Here is a 15,900-nt window from a genome sequence, read left to right as displayed (position 1 = left end):
CCAAAACGATGTGAGTAGCTCTATGACTCTCTTTTCATCTTTTTTTAAATAACTCAAAGAAATGATCGTCTTCTCATAATCGAGGGATAGTGAAAACGTAGCTCCAAGTTTCTCAAATTCTTGTAACAGTTTATCTTTAGGATAAGATTTTGTGCCGGAAAATTCCCAGCTATCTTCGAGTAGGCGAATGATTTCTGTTTTTCGTTTCCCTATATTTTTTCGTCCATAATAGATATGAAATTCTGCAAATACGATCGGGAATTCAGAACTTGGAAGTGCTAAGATTTCAGTTCCATCCGAAAGCATTTCTTTCTGTACCTGGGGAAATGAAAAATCCATGGGTTTGATTTTGACCTCGCGAACAAAATCTCCCATCTCATAAGCAGATAAAGCGAGAGTGAAAACGGAGGCTAAGATAAATACTGATTTCTTTAGAATATTCATTTGATTATTTTCCTTTTTTTCTAGCGTCAACTAGATCCCCGATCACGACTTGGTCTCTCGTCAGGTATGTTTTGATTACGTTTTGAAGGTCTTCGGACGTGACATTTTGAATTGCTGTATATTGAGAAAATAATTGGTTCCAACTTCCGTATAACAATTCGTAGTAGGAAAGTGAATCTGCGATATTGCCATTATCATCCATAGAACGCAAGAACTCAGAGATCATTTGATTTTTAATTTTCTCTAATTCCTCTTTCGAAACCCCTTTTTCCTGTATCTGGTTTAATTCATCCCAAATAGCAGATTCTATACGAGAAAGGTCTGCACCGGATTGAGGCTTTATAAAGAGTGTAAAAAAGTTTTTAAATCTCTCTCCTGGATATCCATTGGCAGATCCAACTGAGTTTACAGTTTTGTCATTTAAAACTAATCTTTGGTTCAGTTTAGATCCTGCACCGGTGGTAAGTAAATTCGAAAGAACATCAAAAACTGCGTTGTCCTTATGGGGATAAGGTGGTTTGATCCAGCCCATCATCATTTGTTCACTTGATGGATGTAATACCTTGAATCGTTTTTCTCCAAGGTATTGTTTTTCTTCAATTTTATATGGCGCTCTATCCTTGCCTTTTTTTAAATCAGAAAAGTATTTTCGGATGAGTGCTTCTGTGGATTCAAAATCAACATCTCCAACTATGGAGATGACCATTCGGTTTGGTGTATAATTTTCCTCAAAAAACTTTTTAGTTTCATCTATTTTTAAAAAAGGCAATCCCTCGGAATAACCAATGACTGGCTTTCGATATGGATGGCTTTCAAATGCGATTGAAAAAAATCGTTCACGTAAAACTCCCGCTCCACTATCATCTGTTCGCATCCGTCTCTCTTCAATGACAACATCTCTCTCAGTGTAATACTCTCGAAGGATCGGATTTTTAAGACGATCTGATTCAATTTTTGCCCAAATTTCAAGTCTATTTGAAGGTAACTGGATTTGGTAGTTTGTTACATCTTGCGAAGTATATGCATTGAATCCGATTTCTCCATTTTGCTCATAGATATAGGAATCTTCATTCTTAAGTATGAATTCATCTTGTAGCAGTATTAAGTTTTTTAGCCTTCGATCAAAAGTTTCGATCTCTTTCGTTAGCTCTGCCGGGATATCCATACCTCTGTCTTTTAGAGAGCGAGCCTGCAACTTCAGATTGTCTAACTTGCTTCCCCAAACTTCAATTTGCTCTTGGTATTTTGCTTCCTTTTCATAATTGATCGTCCCAACGTTTTTAGTGCCTTTGAAAAGCATATGTTCAAGTAGATGCGCAGTTCCCGCTTGTTCTGGAATCTCATCAACTGCACCCACTAAAAATTTAATATATAAAGCGAGGGTCGGCGAAGTACCCCGTTTCATAAGAATGACAGTCAGTCCATTTTCCAATTTTATCTTTTTGATCTGATCTGAAAAAAGCTTTTCTGAAGTGGAAAAGAAGTTTGGTTCTGCAAGCAAAGGGAAACAAATGAGTATTATGAATAGGAAAAAGGTTCGTAAATTTGACATCTTCTGCAACCTTGAGACAGGAAAATGAATCGTAAACTTCTTATTTTGCTCTTTTGTGTATCCTGCTCTAGCATTCGCCCTGCAGATCCCTTGCTCGTCGAACACGCACTACAAAATGAGACCGACGAAGGTTTCTTATCTCGAGAATTTTTTCAAGTGAAGGTAGAGGTTCCGCTTACCTATATAGAAATGTCTGGTCGTGCCAAAAGGGACGAATGCAGAAGAGTAGCCTTTTTGAAACGAGAAGAAAAAGTTGTCCCCTTTCTCTTAGAAGTCCATCGAGACAAATATCGATTCGGCGATTCGATAGAAACCTACAACAAATCAAAGCTGGGCAAGGCGAGATTGAAACGAAATGCTTCAACGACGACAATCACCGGCCTTCCCGGTGCGACAACCACTAGCGCCACGACGAGTGCGATTCCTGGTTCCACACCCGTTACAGGCCAAACCCTGCCACTTGCACAAACAACACCCTTGAATTCAGGTCCCCCAAAAGAAGATCCGGACCGAAAAGTATATTCCCAGGTGTTTTCGTGGTTTATGAATGAAATGATCCTTTATAAAGAAGATTACTCGGACAAATCAAAATGTACTTTCCTATTTCGAAATATACAGAAAGATCTTTTTGCAAAGGTGGAAAATACGGTGATTCCAGATTCCATTTTTAAAAAAGAAGAGGATTTTGATAGAGATGAGAAAGACCAAACGAAATAAATTAAGCTATGCAGTGGCACTTACCTTCCTTTGCATTTTCAACATGAATCTTTGTAAGTCGGCACCAGAAGCTGAAATTAAAAAGCCGCAAGAGACCATCGTGACGGTAGAAGAAAATCGAGAAAATACGCCAGAGGTCATTGAATTCACCAAAGCGAAAGAGGGCTTCATCACGAGCTCCCTCTTTCAAGTTGCGATTTCGAGTGTACTCACAGATGCTAACGCAAGACAAGAAGAAGCAAAAAGTATCGCCGAACAAAAAGCACTCAATCTTTTGAAAACACATGCTCCTCCCATTCTTTCCGAGAAGGGTAAAAAAGAGCTTCGGGAAATTTCAAAAGAAGGGAAAATCGTTGATAAGAATATTTCTATTGGTGGTCGATATTTTTTCTTATACCAAATTCAGAAAAAAGATTTAAAACAACTCGTGACGAACGGCTTGGAGTGATCGATTACGGGATTTCTATTGTCTCCGATACTTTACCTGGGATACAAATATTTTTGACGAAATTACAATAAAAGATTTTCCCATTCAATTCTAGACTTCCCTTTCCTTCGAGTGTGAGGGGCATTGCCTTTACATACTCGAAGTATTCCACTTTCTTAGGATGCGTGGGCCCTGTCAATGTTAGGTCCGCTTTTTTCACAGCCAAACCTCCCTTTGACGATAATAGAAGCTTATGCGGAGCTAGTTTTTGGAATCCGTAATCTGGTGGAAGGTCCATTTGCAACTGGTATTTCCCTTCGCTTACCTTTTTGATTGAAAATGTGATCGGGTGCGCTTTCTGATTGAATGAATCCGCCATGGATGCGGAGAAAAAGCCAAAGCAGAAGAGACTAAAGGTAAGCATACATTTATACATCTTATTCTTTAGACTCTTTGTTCGGTCGCTCTGTAACGTGAATTTTGCTTTAAACTCTAGAATATTTTTTCTAAATTTTACGTAAGACCACGCACCGATTTGAATTGGTTCCCTTCTCATTATTGGACACCTGCCAACAATTCGAAAGTTTTGTAAAGGCTTGCGTGTGAATGTACGTTTTCTCCCAAATGAGCCCTGTTCCCGAGGCCATTTGAACGACGTCTTCATCCAAGTTAATGATTTCATTGCCCTTCTTCACTTCGCCCACTTCCATAACCATAAGGGAACCTCTTTTTAATACGCGAGACGATTCCTTTAAGGTGGATTGTATGAAACGATTCCATTCCTTCACATTGCTAAAAATACTGAGCTTCCTTTCTGCATTTTTCGGAATGTCTAAAAACCAGTGACGCAACCAATTATCTCCTTCATAGTCCACCTTATCTAAAAATGGTGGTGAGGTGACAATCAAATCCACAGAATCAGATTCGATCTCTGGCACATGATTCGCAGATGCTAACGTATACTTATTTTCGCGAGAAAATTCATGATAGAAAGGAGGCATGGGATTTGATAAGTCCCGTTTCATTTTCTGAATGATCCGTGGCTTAATCGACCTGTATTCCGGAGTCTGATTTCTTTTGATGTTATTTTTTCTTTGCGCCTCAGAAGGAATCGAAAGCTGAGGGAAAGTGTAAACTGAAAAAAATCCAGAACTGTGGCCGTGTAATCTTGATAAAGCGATTAGTCCGATAAACCTCATCAAAGGAGATTGATCCTCTGCTAAATATTTTTTTAGATTTTTGATCTCTGACAAAGTTCTCGGGTGAAAAAAAGGCAATAATTTCTCATCTCCCTCCTCCTCACAAACATGTTTCGTTAAATCCAGAGACTCTACTTTTTCTGTGAGTTCTGAAAGGCTTGGAACATACTGTCTTGAACTAGCTAAAAAAATAGATAGAGGGTGAATGTCATTATGTATAGCTATGTGACCATCAATATTTGCCTGTACGGCAGTTGTCCCACGGCCACCAAACGGATCATAAACTACACATTTTTTCTTCTTTAAAAATTCATGCATAAAGAAGGAAGGTAGCTCAGGTTTAAAAGAAGCTCTGTAGCTCACTGTGTGATGAATCGGGTGACCTTGTCTCTGTTTTGCGGTCCAAAATTCACCATAAATATAACGACTTTCGTCGCGTAATTGTTTAATCGCTCCTGCCATCCGTTGCAAAAGCCTCCTTTCTTACTGAAAGGATCGGTACAATTTATGAATCGAAAGGAATGTTTTTTAAAATTGAAAATGAGACATAGTCTATGGATTAGAAACGACAAGAGAGATTAAGTCTTGAGAAATCGGTGCTGAAAAATGAAAATCTGTTTCGCTTATCGAATCAAAGAAGGAGATTTCCGTAGCATGCAATGCTTGACGTGAATGTCCTAGCTCCTTGGATAAGGATTTCGTTTCACCATGATTGACAAAATCCAGAAAAGCAGTTTCTCGGATTCCATATAACTTGTCTCCCACGACAGGATATCCTAATGATAGCAAGGTGGCGCGGATCTGATGGATCCTTCCAGTGGCTGGTTTGACTTCTAGATAAGAAATGAGCTTTGCTGGATGATAGCTGATTAAATTAAATTCTGTAATACAAAATTTGGCATTTTCAAATTGATCTGTATGATAGCGTTGTTTTTTTCTTATCTCGGAAGTTTTGTCCGGTCCGATAAAACCTTCTGCTTTGACTGATTGTGGAAATTCTCCAAAAACAAAGATTCGATAATGTTTTTGGACGAGTCTTTGTTCAAACAAAGTTTGCAACATTAGCTGGTATGATTTTTTTTTTGCAAAAATCATTACACCCGATGTCTCCCTGTCGAGTCGATGTACCGGAAAACAAGTCCCTATCCCTCTTTCATTCTCCAAAAGATTGAGCAATGTATGCGTCCTATACCGACCAGAAGGATGTACGGGAATGTTTGGGGGTTTATTGACGACTAAAAAATCTGAATTCTCGTATACGATTGTATACTCTATGTTAATCGGTGGTTCTCCTCGACTTAGGTCTAAAGGTAAATACGCAACTTCGTCCCCTTTTGTAAGTATATGTCTAGGGGGTACTTTAGATTCATTTACCAACACTTGATTTTGAAGGATACGAAGAGTCCACTCCTCCTCGGAATGGTAAGGAAACCTTTTGAGAAGATATTCTAGGACGGAAAGGGAATGAAAAGTGTCAGGAACATTACTTTTATAAGCTTTCACAATTCTTCTGAAGAGGGTATATCTTCAGTCTCATCTTCAAATGCCTGCATGGGATCTAATTCTTCTTTTTGATCCCCGGCAGAAGTAGATTCTTGAGAGGAAAAATCGTCGGGAATCTTTGCAATTCCCTCTTCAGGTGTTGGCGAGGTAACCCCTAAATAAGTTTCCAATATTTCCTGATCACGAACATTCGGATGATAGAACTGACAACCTACTCGGTAGTTAGCTTCTAAATTCCTAATGTTTTTTATGACTCCTCGAAATGTTGCTTTCGTATCTGCATTCATGACAAGATCGAAAATAATGGTTCCATTCATCGTAACATTTCTACTAAATGCTCTTGTCGGAGCATGTAAGAAACTGATACCTCCCGAACTCAAATCAATCACAGGACAATTTTCTTTTGATTCCTGAAACACGCCTGTAGCAACGATATCCCTTGAAATTGCTTGTGAAAAAAGTGTAATTTGATTGAATACTTCCATATCCAAAGGTTTATCAGAGAGAACTTGGATATAACCTAAGCTCATATAACCTTTATATCGAATAGGTAAGGCAATCTCAGAAATCAAATCATCTGCCAATTTAGATGTATCAAATATACGCAAATACTCATCAAAAGGAAGATACAAAGGATTAGCGGTAGATTTATTCTTTCGATCAATGATATAGATCGATTTATCATAATGTTGCATCAATCGGAGTCGATTGTCTGCCCTACCTGCAAAGTAGATTGAAGAAGTTGGAAATATTTTTGCCAATTTGGCTCTATAGGCAAGTAAAATGAGATCGACTTTTTTATCATCAAAGCCAATCGCCTTAGTGATATCTACTATGTTTATCAGATTCGTGACACGAAGTGACCCGTTTGCTGAATCAGCCACTTCAACCCTGTTTCCTTGCCTTGTCGCAGGTCGTATCGAAATCTTGAGAGGCTGTAAGACTTCAATGCCATTGCCGTCTCCTCCAACTAACGTGAATTGGGCTAGAAACTTGCTGCCGTTGTGAACAAGAGTTAGGATTCTTGCCTTACTTGTAAATTTTAAAGCTGAATTGATGATCAGTGCTTTGTTTTTTAGAGCAATGATTTTAACAGGCAGTTCTTTATTTTCATGGATGATGCATACGGGCAACTTTCCGAAAAGTGCAGAGACAACCTTGAGAATGCCATCAATATCGGTGATCTCTTTTTCCATATTTTAGCCTAAAAATCGATGCCTCAACATGTTTCGCTCAATTTGGGAAATTGACTCTGCTCCGGTGATGCTCATGCTTTGCCGAAGCTCTTCGGTGTATCGATTGAGTAAAAATCTAACTCCTGCTTCTTCCCCACCCACAAGAGAAATAGCGACTGGTCTTCCGACGAGCACGGCGTCTGCCCCGAGTGCAAGAGATCGAAAAACATCCATTCCACTTCGTATACCCCCATCCATGAGTACGGGAATTTTACCGTTTACAAACTCTGAGATCTCAGGGAGGACCCTAGCGGTTCCAGGCAAGCCATCCAGGACTCTCCCGCCATGATTCGATACAACGATCGCGTCAAATCCAGCTTCCATGGCTAATTTAGAATCTTCTAAACTCATAATCCCTTTCAAAATAAATGGTATTTTTAAGTTTTCCTTTATTTTAGCTAGTTTTTCTATATTCCTAGCAATGCTACTTAAATTTTTAACCGTCATGGTTTTAAAATTCACTGCATCAATGTCCATTCCTACCGCAAAAATTCCTAATGATTGCGCTTCGTGAAGTCTTTCAAGTAACAAGCCCTCATCGGATCTTGGTTTACAGATGAGTATTCCTTTTCCGTCTACTTTCTCAAGAGCAGCTAACATAATTTTATATTTTTCTGGGGTGGCGCCATCACCTAGCCAAGCAAGAGATCCATTTTGGATAAAAGAGCGAGTCACAATTTGTGCATAATCTGCATCCGTCATGACAAAATTCATATTTGTTCCAACACCTGTCATTGGTGCTGACATGATTGGTGTTTTGAGTGGATACCCAAGAAAGGTAGATTCGATGTTTGGAATGACGTGATCTCTAATGTATCTAGGTATTATATGATATTCTTGCAATGCCGTATAATTATCTTGGAAAGTTTCCATCCTGCCCACGCCGCCCATGCCAGGAACACCAGATGCACAATTGACGCCGTCGCAAACCTTACAAACCCAACAAATTTCTTTTCCAAATCGGAGTCTCGCACCGTCCGCGATTTCTTTCTCCGAAACGGAAAAAACTTCATCAACCTCAAAACGAATGGTATTCTTAACTTTTTCAAATATTTGATTTGCTTCGTTTAATGTATCCGCTGTGATGATTACATGGCCCGACTTATCAATGTTATTTGTGGGTTCTTTAATCACATCACCAGGATTTGATTGCAGAAAAACTTCACTTACACCTTCAATCTTCTTTGCCTCCTCTGCACCATGAATCTGCAATAATTTTCCTGGCGGTGAAAGCAAGGATCTTTCGATTGAAACTCTATTTAATACAGGTTCTAGATTGTCTGGCGTTTCGCCGAGGGCGATGAGAAGTGCAGCTCTGTTTAAATTGACGCCTGTGGAAAGAGGATACGTGAAGGCCGACATGAAACCTCCGGATAGGCGAGCGGCTATCTCTCCGATTTTCACTCCGTCTTTAGTCACCTTGATATCGCCTTTGCCCGCACCCAGATGTATTCCAAGTGCTTTCATTCCACGGCTCATAACATCTTCAACTTCTTTTAAAACTGATGATGGAAGCGCAGAAGGCATGTTATGCCCAATTTCGATAAAATACGGTTCACGCTCAATGATGCGGTCGGCGATCCCAGTCATGCGTATTTGTCCATCGAAGGCGAGTGCATCGACAGATAACTCTGGTCCCTCCATGTATTCTTCAAGAATCAATTCACCCGTGGGACAGAATTTTTTTGCATGTCGAAATGCATGTTGGATTTCATCCTTATTGTTTACTTTAATGACACCGCGTGCGCCCATATTGTCAGCAGGTTTCATGACAAGAGGAAATGTAAGAGAATCTAGAGCATCTTTTGCATCTAACAAAGACCAAACGGCAGCAAAACGAGGGATTGGAATCCCGTGTTCTTTCAACCTTTGTCTCATCTTTACTTTGTTTGTTGCCGCTTCTGCATCAATGAACCTGATCCCTGGCAGCCCGATCGCAGAGGCTACCGCCGCCACTGTCATGGAAGCATCTGTTCCCGCCGTAATAACACCGTGTATCGATTGTGTTTTACAATACTTTTTTGCCTCTCGAACCATTCCCTCCACATCTTTCGTAGACATGAGAATTTTTTCGTCAGAGATTTGGAAACCGATGGAACTTGGATTCATATCAGCGACCAATGTCTTCAATTTCATGGTTTTGGCAGTTTGGATGATGGGAACTTGCAATAGTCCACCACCAATAATGAGAATCGTTTTATCAGCGACTGATTTCACTTTTAAAAAATCCTAGAGGCCACTGGTGGCAGCCGTGGCTATTTCTCTACTCTTCAGTTTGATAGAGTTTTTTTGAATGATACCGCCACCTAGCAGATAATCGGCGCTTGGTGGATAGAATGTGGCAGACTGACCTGGAGCAACACTTTTAACATCCGTTAAAAATTTTACATACCACTCAGAACCCATATTTGTTACAAGGCAAGCCACGGGAAGGGCACGGTATCTAATTTGAACACGCATTTCCATGCTTTCCCCTACAGGAAGTTCAGGCAATCCTTGGTACGTGATATCTTCGAGGACAAAACTCTCGCAGAAGGTTTCTTCATCTTCGCCGAGGACGACGGTTCCGTCATCTTCTATCGAAAGTACGTAAAGAGGATTTTTCCAAGCAATCCCGAGACCTTTTCTCTGGCCGATGGTAAACCCTTCTTTTCCTATATGCTTTCCAATGATTTCTCCCGATCTCAATTTAAAGTAACCGGGAGTGAATTCCACACCCTTCTTTTTTAAAAAACTTCTATAATCGTTTTCAGGGATAAAACAGATTTCCTGAGATTCGGCCTTATCGGCAACAGGCAAACCCATACGTCTTGCGATCTCTCTGACTTCTGATTTTTGCATCTCACCTAATGGAAACACTGTATTTGCTATATTTTCTTGGGAGAGACCGTATAAATAGTAGGCCTGATTTTTTCCAGAATCCACGGCATTGCGAATGGCAAATCTACCGTCCACTTCTATCACGCGTGCATAGTGTCCCGTTGCAATTTTAGAGATACCTAATTTTTTTGCCTGCTCAAAAAGAGCACCAAACTTAACAAAGGTGTTACACTCGACACAGGGATTGGGTGTTCTGCCATCTTTATAGTCAGCGATAAACCTTTCGATCACTCTTTCTCCAAAAACTTTCTCCATTTTGATCACATAAAATGGTATCTTCAAAGAAAGTCCTACATCCCGTGCATCACGGATATCCTCAGGTGAGCAGCATGACTTTTTTGTGGTATCGCAGGCAGGCGCTTCGTATTCCCAGGTGCGTAAATTCACACCGATCACATCATAGCCTTGTTCCATGAGGAGTCCCGCGGCAACCGCACTATCAACTCCCCCACTCATAGCAACGATGATCTTTTCTTTTGCGTTCAATGTATGTTTAGAGTTTGGGTATATAGTCCAATTCGATTTCTTTCAAAATCCCAAAACAACGGGACTCTGCCAAGAATTTGTAATCCAATGACCCAAACGCCCTCTCTATCCTTTTCCCTTGGTAATTCTAATTTCTCAAGTGAAATTCCTCCCAAAAAGGAAAAGTCAAAAAAGGAGACCGTGTTTCCTTGGCTTGTCTCGAAGGAAAGTGGACCTTTCGCATAAAAAAGTGGGATTTCGTGTATGCTACCGCCCGCATAAAAGACTTTTTTCATTCCTAACGACTCTGCCCCCTCCTGATAGGAATCAGGCAAAATGCTTAAACTAGCACCTGTGTCTGCAAGACTCCAATAAGATTTCCCATCTTTAATATGCTTGATGTAGTAGAACGCCTGTTTTTTTTGAGTCACTAAAAGTTTAAGCGCTGTAGAAAAATATGCTTCTGGCCTTTGGCATACACTTGAATGCCAATCGTAAACGGTGATTTGGTCCCCATCCCACCAAATGCAGGTTTGTTTAAAAAAATCACTTCCAAGAATCCCTTCAATCCCAGGAGGTAAGATACCTTTTTTTACGGCAAACTGGTAAACCTCCCCTGCCCAAAACAAGGCTCCTACTTTCGGATGGTATTCCTCGGCAAGAAAGCTTACATCTGATCCTGTATCGAAAAGAAGAGGGATGGTTTCCTCTGTTTCGGAATCCTTAAGTCCTAGAAGGATGATATGTGTGTCATAGGCAACAACTTGGAACTTTCCCTTTTGGCCTGGAGGAGTGGGAAGAGTGAAAGTTTTTTGGGGAGGGAGGGTCTGCATCTGCTTGGCACAAGCAAAGGCAGTGAAACAGAAAAGTATAATGTATAAGGGTTTGGCTAAACTAACTTTTTGATACAGTTGTGATTTTGGCATCTGGTATAGTCAACGATACAATCCCTATATTCCACACCTGTTTTTCTATCTTTTACCTTGTATTCGATAAAACAGGAGTAAGGTTCATAGTTAAAAGAACGTAAACCTAGTGCTCGGTCCCTAATGGACTCGAGAACACTATTTTGATTTTCAGCCGAAACGGAAAGGATGGAGATTGCTTCTGCCATACCATTCTCATCGGCAGTTTATTTATTCTTTATAGCAAATTGTTAGATTTCGACCAGAATGTTTCGCTTGGTAAAGCGCCTTATCTGCTCTCTCTATCAAATCCTTATTGTTTCTATCGCTTGGGCGGAAAGAGGAAATACCCACAGAAAGGGTGACTTTTAGATCCACACCGTCATTTGGATTTTTCACAATCATTGCCTCGACTGCTTTTCTGATCTCTTCCCCCTTGGCAAAGGCTTCTTCTTCGCTAGCGCCTGGCATAACAAGACAGAATTCTTCTCCACCGTATCTAGCTGGGATGTGATGGCGCTGGGCAGCATTGATCAACTGTTTAGCTACTTCTATGAGAACCACATCACCTGCCTGGTGACCGTAAGTATCATTAAAAACTTTAAACTTATCTATATCAGTAAACAGAAGGGATAACTTCGTCCCCTTTTTCCGACATCTGTCCATTTCCTCTTTGAGTTTTGTCTGGAAATAATGATGAATTTTTAAACCAGTCATCATATCTACGGTTGCAAGCTCATACAAACGTGCGTTATCGACGGCAATGCCCGCAAGGTTTGCTAAGGTAGTCATGAATTCTTTTTCATCTTCCAAAAATTCTTCGGAAGTCATCTTTTCACCCAGAACTAGAAGTCCGTTCACTTTTCCCTTTGCATTGAGAGGAACTAGGATCTCAGCTCCTAAATTTTTTAAATATAACAAGTCCTTGGAGTCTTTGATGCTCTCTACTTTCAGTATTTGTTCCATCGTAATGGCTTTTGGTTTTTCCTCAAAATAATGAATGAGAGGAGTGTCCATTTTGATTTCGTAATGATGGTCTGCTTGCGTTAACTCAAAGCCTTTTGTCGACTGAGGTTCCAGTTTAAATAGACCAAGGTCAATTTCTGGTTCGAGATACATAGCTGCATGTAATGTTTGTAACTGCGCGAGGCAGATATTAAGGATGGCATCGATGAGATATTTGTAATCGAGAGTCGAATTCAAAGCGCGAGAGATTTCTAAGAGCTGCTTTTGATCGTAGATTTTTTTTTCGTAATGTTCGAATACTATATCTGTATTTTCTTTAAGGGACAAAGAACACCATCCATTCCGTGATTCAATCCATACAAACACTCAATTTTATGTGGATGTAAAGTACGATTTTTAGGCTTTTGTATAAAAAACAGGGAAATTCCCCACAAACAAGGGAAATATAAAATCAAAACGTTGACACCGGATGGCTTTTGAATAAGGTGGTATTTACACCGCGCGGTGGAGCAGCTGGTAGCTCGTTGGGCTCATAACCCAAAGGCCACAGGTTCGAATCCTGTCCGCGCAACCGTCATCATACCTTTCTTCCCATTTCCTTACTTCTGAGTGTGGCACCTGCCACGGCATCCCGAACCGAATTCGAAAGCCCTATTCCTTTCTCGAGAGAATCTAGCCCGTGTATGGTCGTTCCACCGGGGGACGTCACCCAATTTCGGACTTCCATTGGATGTAAATCCGTATCTGTTTCTTTTAATTTCTTATAGTATTCGATGGTTCCTAAAACGGTTTCGAGGGAAAGCTCCAAACTCTGGGTATAAGAAAGACCTTCTTTCAATCCGCCTTCGGCCAAGGCATGCAAAAAGGTCAAAACATAAGCTGGACCAGAGCCTGAGAGTCCTGTCACTGCATCGAGCAAAGTCTCTTTCTCCACTTTCACGAGAGTGCCGAGTCCGCCGAAAAGTCCTGTAACATACCCGTCAACGTCTGGGTGGGAATAATAACCAATCGCACCTCTTCCTACTACTAAAGGCAGATTGGGCATGAGTCTTGCAAATTTGCTTCCTTCTGGCGCCGCCTGCTCCATGACAGAAAGAGGAATGCCTGCTGCGATCGAGATAAATATTTTTGGCTTCTGAAATTCTGAAATCACCTTCGCTATGTCAGCTGGTTTTACTGCGAGAATGATGATATCCGATCCCTCTTCTAAGGCAAGAAGACTCGCTTTATAATCAACTCCTGGCAGTTTCGTTTTCGTAAAAGGATCAAATCCTGATACCGGATTTTTGGAACTCGCGTGAATCCCGATCGCAATTGCCGCACCCATTTTTCCGAGTCCTACCACTCCTACTCTATCCAACATAAGACCTCTCTCCAAAAATTAAAGAACCAATTCGCAAATAGTCTGCACCAAATTCCATCGCCGATTCAAAATCGCCACTCATTCCCATCGAGAGTTTTTTCTCGGGGAAGTGTTCTTTGCGTAAATCTGATAACCGTTGAAACGCTAGCCGCGTGCCTACCTCGTTCCCATCACTCGGTCCCATACCCATAAAGCCCTCCCATTTGCAAAACTCATTTTCTGATTTGTATAAAAGGTCTCGATTCGCGAGAATCTCTTCTATCGAAAACCCGTGTTTACTTTCCTCTCCCGTGAGATTGCATTGCAGGAAGTAACGAATGAGCTTTTTTTCTTTGTCTGCTCGTTTTAATAGCTCGGAGAGTGTCGAAAGAGAACCTACTCCGTGCGTAAACTGAAAAACTCCAAATAACTTACGTATGGTGCCTGATTGTGTTGGACCTATATGATGCAGAGAAACACATTCTTTCGCCTCGGGAAATTCTTCGCGAAGTTTTGTAAATTTTTCTATGGCTTCTGGAATATAATTTTCGCCAAAACAGCGGATACCTTCTAGGTAGGCCTGACGAATTGTTTCATAAGGTTTTGTTTTTGAAACAGCAATAACCTGAAAGGGATGTGGGAATTTTTTCTTTAAATCGCTTTCTATGGAAAAGAAAGCCTCACCTAATGTCGGCAAGATCAATTTGTTCCTAAAGATTTTTCCAATTTTTCGATGCGTTTCTCGATTTCAGTGAAACGTTCATCATTTTTCTTGTTCTGCAGGATGAATTTAGATTCCATAGACTTCATCCTTTCAGCAAGGTTTCCATTCGGAGTAGTAACGGACGTTACTTTTGATACTTTCTTTTTCTGAAAAGAGGAGATGGCAACTTTTTGTTGGCTGGAAGGAGGTTTTTTGGACGAAATGTACTTTTTAGCCTGACGTGGTTTAGTTACTGTTCTCGGATTAGGCAACTCGGATTTCGGTTGAGAGATAGTTTCTTCGACTTTATTTATTTTTTCGTTCAGACTTGGTTTCGTTTCCGATTCCATTTCTGGCTTTGTGGCCATATCTGACGTCTCGCTCTTTTTGTTTTTCTTGAGCGTACTCGGTTGAGTCACCGAAATGGAAGTGGACGGTTTTTTAAAATCGTCCTCCATCTCGTCTAACGAAGGAATTTCTGCTAGGTCTGTTTTTTTAGTCGTTACCTCTGACATCTCATCCACTTTCGTTTTGTCGGTGGGAGGTGTCCAGGCTGGTTCCTTCTCAATGATCCTTTCCTCTGGAAATTGATTGTTTGATTTAGAGATGGATTGGAATTTTAAATAGATTTCATTTCGGTAAACAAATCCGAAAATAAATGAGGATAAAAGTAGCACTACGAGAAGCGCTGTCGTGATTATTTTAACATTGTCCTGTCTGGCCATAGAAAAGACTTTACCCTTCTTATTTTTTACCGTTACTAAGAAGAGAATGTCATTCTTCCTCTTCTTTAGCAATTTAGAAATGAACTTTAGCAAAAAAAAATCACTCCTAGTTTTTTTTGCAATGATGCACTTTCTTCTCGACTTAGAGGGAGCTCCTAGGCCTTGGGACAGAGATGAAGAGGGACGAGTGGCAAGGCTTGAGAAAACCCTACAAAATGAAAAAAACTATGTCTTATTTCTGGCTGAAGACTTTGAAGGCGGAAGGCCTTGGGAATTTTACAGGTCAGATTCTTTTTTAAATTATACAGAATATTCAGGCAATCTTCCTGATTCTTCTGCCTTTCCCCTTGAAAAGGAAATGTATCGTAACCAAGGTTATCCGAACATCCAAACGCAAACTTCTTTTTTGCTCCAAACTTACGTCGAGAATCCAAAAACTGACCATTGGGACCTTCGCCCAGGAGAACCACTCCTCCTACCCTTAGGTCTCCCGATCCAAGCCTTTCTTTGGGTATATTCTGAAGGCCATCATATAGCACTCGATCTCATAGTTTCCCAAAAAAAATCTAAGGATGTAAAACTTCCATTAGGTGTTCTGAATTTTTTTGGATGGAGGCGCCTTGAAGTTCCCATCAACCTACCTAAGGAAAATGCAAGACTCATCCAATCCTCTTTCCTTCCTGTATCCGTGAAAGGTTTTAGGATCGCAACACAACCTACACAAAAAAAAGGAGCATTCCATTTGTATTTTGATAACTTAACCTTTTTGCTAGACACTTCTACATTCACATATTCAGGTTCGGAAATTCAAGATACTTGGGGTAAAAAAAGATAAAG

The 15,900-nt window shown here is 40.5% G+C and carries 17 protein-coding genes and 1 tRNA gene; 4 read left to right on the top strand and 14 right to left on the bottom strand.

What is annotated here, in order from left to right:
• Together EHQ58_RS12870 and EHQ58_RS12865 are read right to left on the bottom strand one after the other, a co-directional pair.
• Positions 1–444 (bottom strand): insulinase family protein (locus EHQ58_RS12870; RefSeq protein ID WP_167883626.1); only part of this gene is annotated, 444 nt, incomplete at its 3' end.
• A gap of 4 nt (positions 445–448) precedes the next feature.
• Positions 449–1,996, bottom strand: a complete 1,548-nt coding sequence (locus EHQ58_RS12865; protein ID WP_135624275.1) for a M16 family metallopeptidase — start codon at positions 1,994–1,996, stop codon at positions 449–451.
• Positions 1,997–2,020: 24 nt separating this feature from the next.
• Between EHQ58_RS12865 and EHQ58_RS12860 the strand changes: the two genes are divergently transcribed.
• Together EHQ58_RS12860 and EHQ58_RS12855 are read left to right on the top strand one after the other, a co-directional pair.
• Positions 2,021–2,713, top strand: a complete 693-nt coding sequence (locus EHQ58_RS12860; RefSeq protein WP_210412814.1) for a hypothetical protein — start codon at positions 2,021–2,023, stop codon at positions 2,711–2,713.
• Positions 2,691–3,161 carry a lipoprotein gene (locus EHQ58_RS12855; protein ID WP_135624274.1) on the top strand — a complete coding sequence of 157 codons (471 nt, stop codon included), beginning with the start codon at positions 2,691–2,693 and terminating at the stop codon, positions 3,159–3,161. The genes EHQ58_RS12860 and EHQ58_RS12855 overlap by 23 nt, the downstream gene beginning before the upstream one ends.
• A gap of 4 nt (positions 3,162–3,165) precedes the next feature.
• On the opposite strand, the gene mpl17 is transcribed toward EHQ58_RS12855, so the two are convergent.
• The 9 genes from mpl17 to EHQ58_RS12810 all read right to left on the bottom strand — a co-directional run bounded on the left by mpl17 (position 3,166) and on the right by EHQ58_RS12810 (position 12,620).
• Complete coding sequence (gene mpl17 / locus EHQ58_RS12850) at positions 3,166–3,564, bottom strand: cell surface protein MPL17 (RefSeq protein WP_246047351.1); 399 nt, start codon at positions 3,562–3,564, stop codon at positions 3,166–3,168.
• 82 nt (positions 3,565–3,646) lie between these two features.
• Positions 3,647–4,801 (bottom strand): DNA methyltransferase, encoded by a 1,155-nt coding sequence (locus EHQ58_RS12845; protein WP_135624272.1) that lies wholly within the window; start codon positions 4,799–4,801, stop codon positions 3,647–3,649.
• 90 nt (positions 4,802–4,891) lie between these two features.
• Complete coding sequence (locus EHQ58_RS12840; RefSeq protein ID WP_167883625.1) at positions 4,892–5,842, bottom strand: RluA family pseudouridine synthase; 951 nt, start codon at positions 5,840–5,842, stop codon at positions 4,892–4,894.
• The gene (locus EHQ58_RS12835) at positions 5,839–7,038 is read right to left on the bottom strand and encodes a PilZ domain-containing protein (protein ID WP_135624270.1); all 1,200 of its coding nucleotides are present in this window, start codon (positions 7,036–7,038) and stop codon (positions 5,839–5,841) included. The genes EHQ58_RS12840 and EHQ58_RS12835 overlap by 4 nt, the downstream gene beginning before the upstream one ends.
• 3 nt (positions 7,039–7,041) lie before the next feature.
• A complete protein-coding gene (locus EHQ58_RS12830; protein WP_135624269.1) occupies positions 7,042–9,294 on the bottom strand; it encodes an alpha-hydroxy-acid oxidizing protein in 2,253 nt (750 codons plus the stop codon).
• A 12-nt stretch (positions 9,295–9,306) separates the two neighbouring features.
• On the bottom strand, positions 9,307–10,443 hold the full coding sequence (gene mnmA, locus EHQ58_RS12825; protein ID WP_135624268.1) for a tRNA 2-thiouridine(34) synthase MnmA: 1,137 nt from the start codon (positions 10,441–10,443) through the stop codon (positions 9,307–9,309).
• On the bottom strand, positions 10,440–11,348 hold the full coding sequence (locus EHQ58_RS12820; RefSeq protein ID WP_135624267.1) for a hypothetical protein: 909 nt from the start codon (positions 11,346–11,348) through the stop codon (positions 10,440–10,442). Before EHQ58_RS12820 ends, mnmA begins: the two co-directional genes overlap by 4 nt.
• On the bottom strand, positions 11,312–11,536 hold the full coding sequence (locus tag EHQ58_RS12815) for a hypothetical protein (protein ID WP_135624266.1): 225 nt from the start codon (positions 11,534–11,536) through the stop codon (positions 11,312–11,314). Before EHQ58_RS12815 ends, EHQ58_RS12820 begins: the two co-directional genes overlap by 37 nt.
• A 22-nt stretch (positions 11,537–11,558) precedes the next feature.
• On the bottom strand, positions 11,559–12,620 hold the full coding sequence (locus EHQ58_RS12810; protein ID WP_135624265.1) for a sensor domain-containing diguanylate cyclase: 1,062 nt from the start codon (positions 12,618–12,620) through the stop codon (positions 11,559–11,561).
• Positions 12,621–12,791: 171 nt separating this feature from the next.
• On the opposite strand from EHQ58_RS12810, the gene EHQ58_RS12805 reads away from it, so the two are divergent.
• Positions 12,792–12,864, top strand: a tRNA-Met gene (locus EHQ58_RS12805).
• Between the two features lie 6 nt (positions 12,865–12,870).
• Here EHQ58_RS12805 and EHQ58_RS12800 read toward each other — a convergent pair.
• The 3 genes from EHQ58_RS12800 to EHQ58_RS12790 are packed head-to-tail and all read right to left on the bottom strand — an operon-like array spanning position 12,871 to position 15,063.
• A complete protein-coding gene (locus EHQ58_RS12800; RefSeq protein ID WP_135624264.1) occupies positions 12,871–13,656 on the bottom strand; it encodes a pyrroline-5-carboxylate reductase family protein in 786 nt (261 codons plus the stop codon).
• Positions 13,646–14,332 (bottom strand): YggS family pyridoxal phosphate-dependent enzyme, encoded by a 687-nt coding sequence (locus EHQ58_RS12795; protein WP_135624317.1) that lies wholly within the window; start codon positions 14,330–14,332, stop codon positions 13,646–13,648. The genes EHQ58_RS12800 and EHQ58_RS12795 overlap by 11 nt, the downstream gene beginning before the upstream one ends.
• 2 nt (positions 14,333–14,334) lie before the next feature.
• Entirely contained in the window at positions 14,335–15,063 is a 729-nt protein-coding gene (locus EHQ58_RS12790; protein WP_135624263.1) for a hypothetical protein, read from the bottom strand.
• A gap of 79 nt (positions 15,064–15,142) precedes the next feature.
• Between EHQ58_RS12790 and EHQ58_RS12785 the strand changes: the two genes are divergently transcribed.
• On the top strand, positions 15,143–15,898 hold the full coding sequence (locus EHQ58_RS12785) for a flagellar filament outer layer protein FlaA (protein ID WP_135624262.1): 756 nt from the start codon (positions 15,143–15,145) through the stop codon (positions 15,896–15,898).
• Positions 15,899–15,900: the final 2 nt, after the last annotated feature.

The sequence above is a fragment of the Leptospira ognonensis genome, from assembly GCF_004770745.1.
Lineage (GTDB): Bacteria > Spirochaetota > Leptospiria > Leptospirales > Leptospiraceae > Leptospira_A > Leptospira_A ognonensis.
This window is presented reverse-complemented; position numbering and strand designations above follow the sequence as displayed.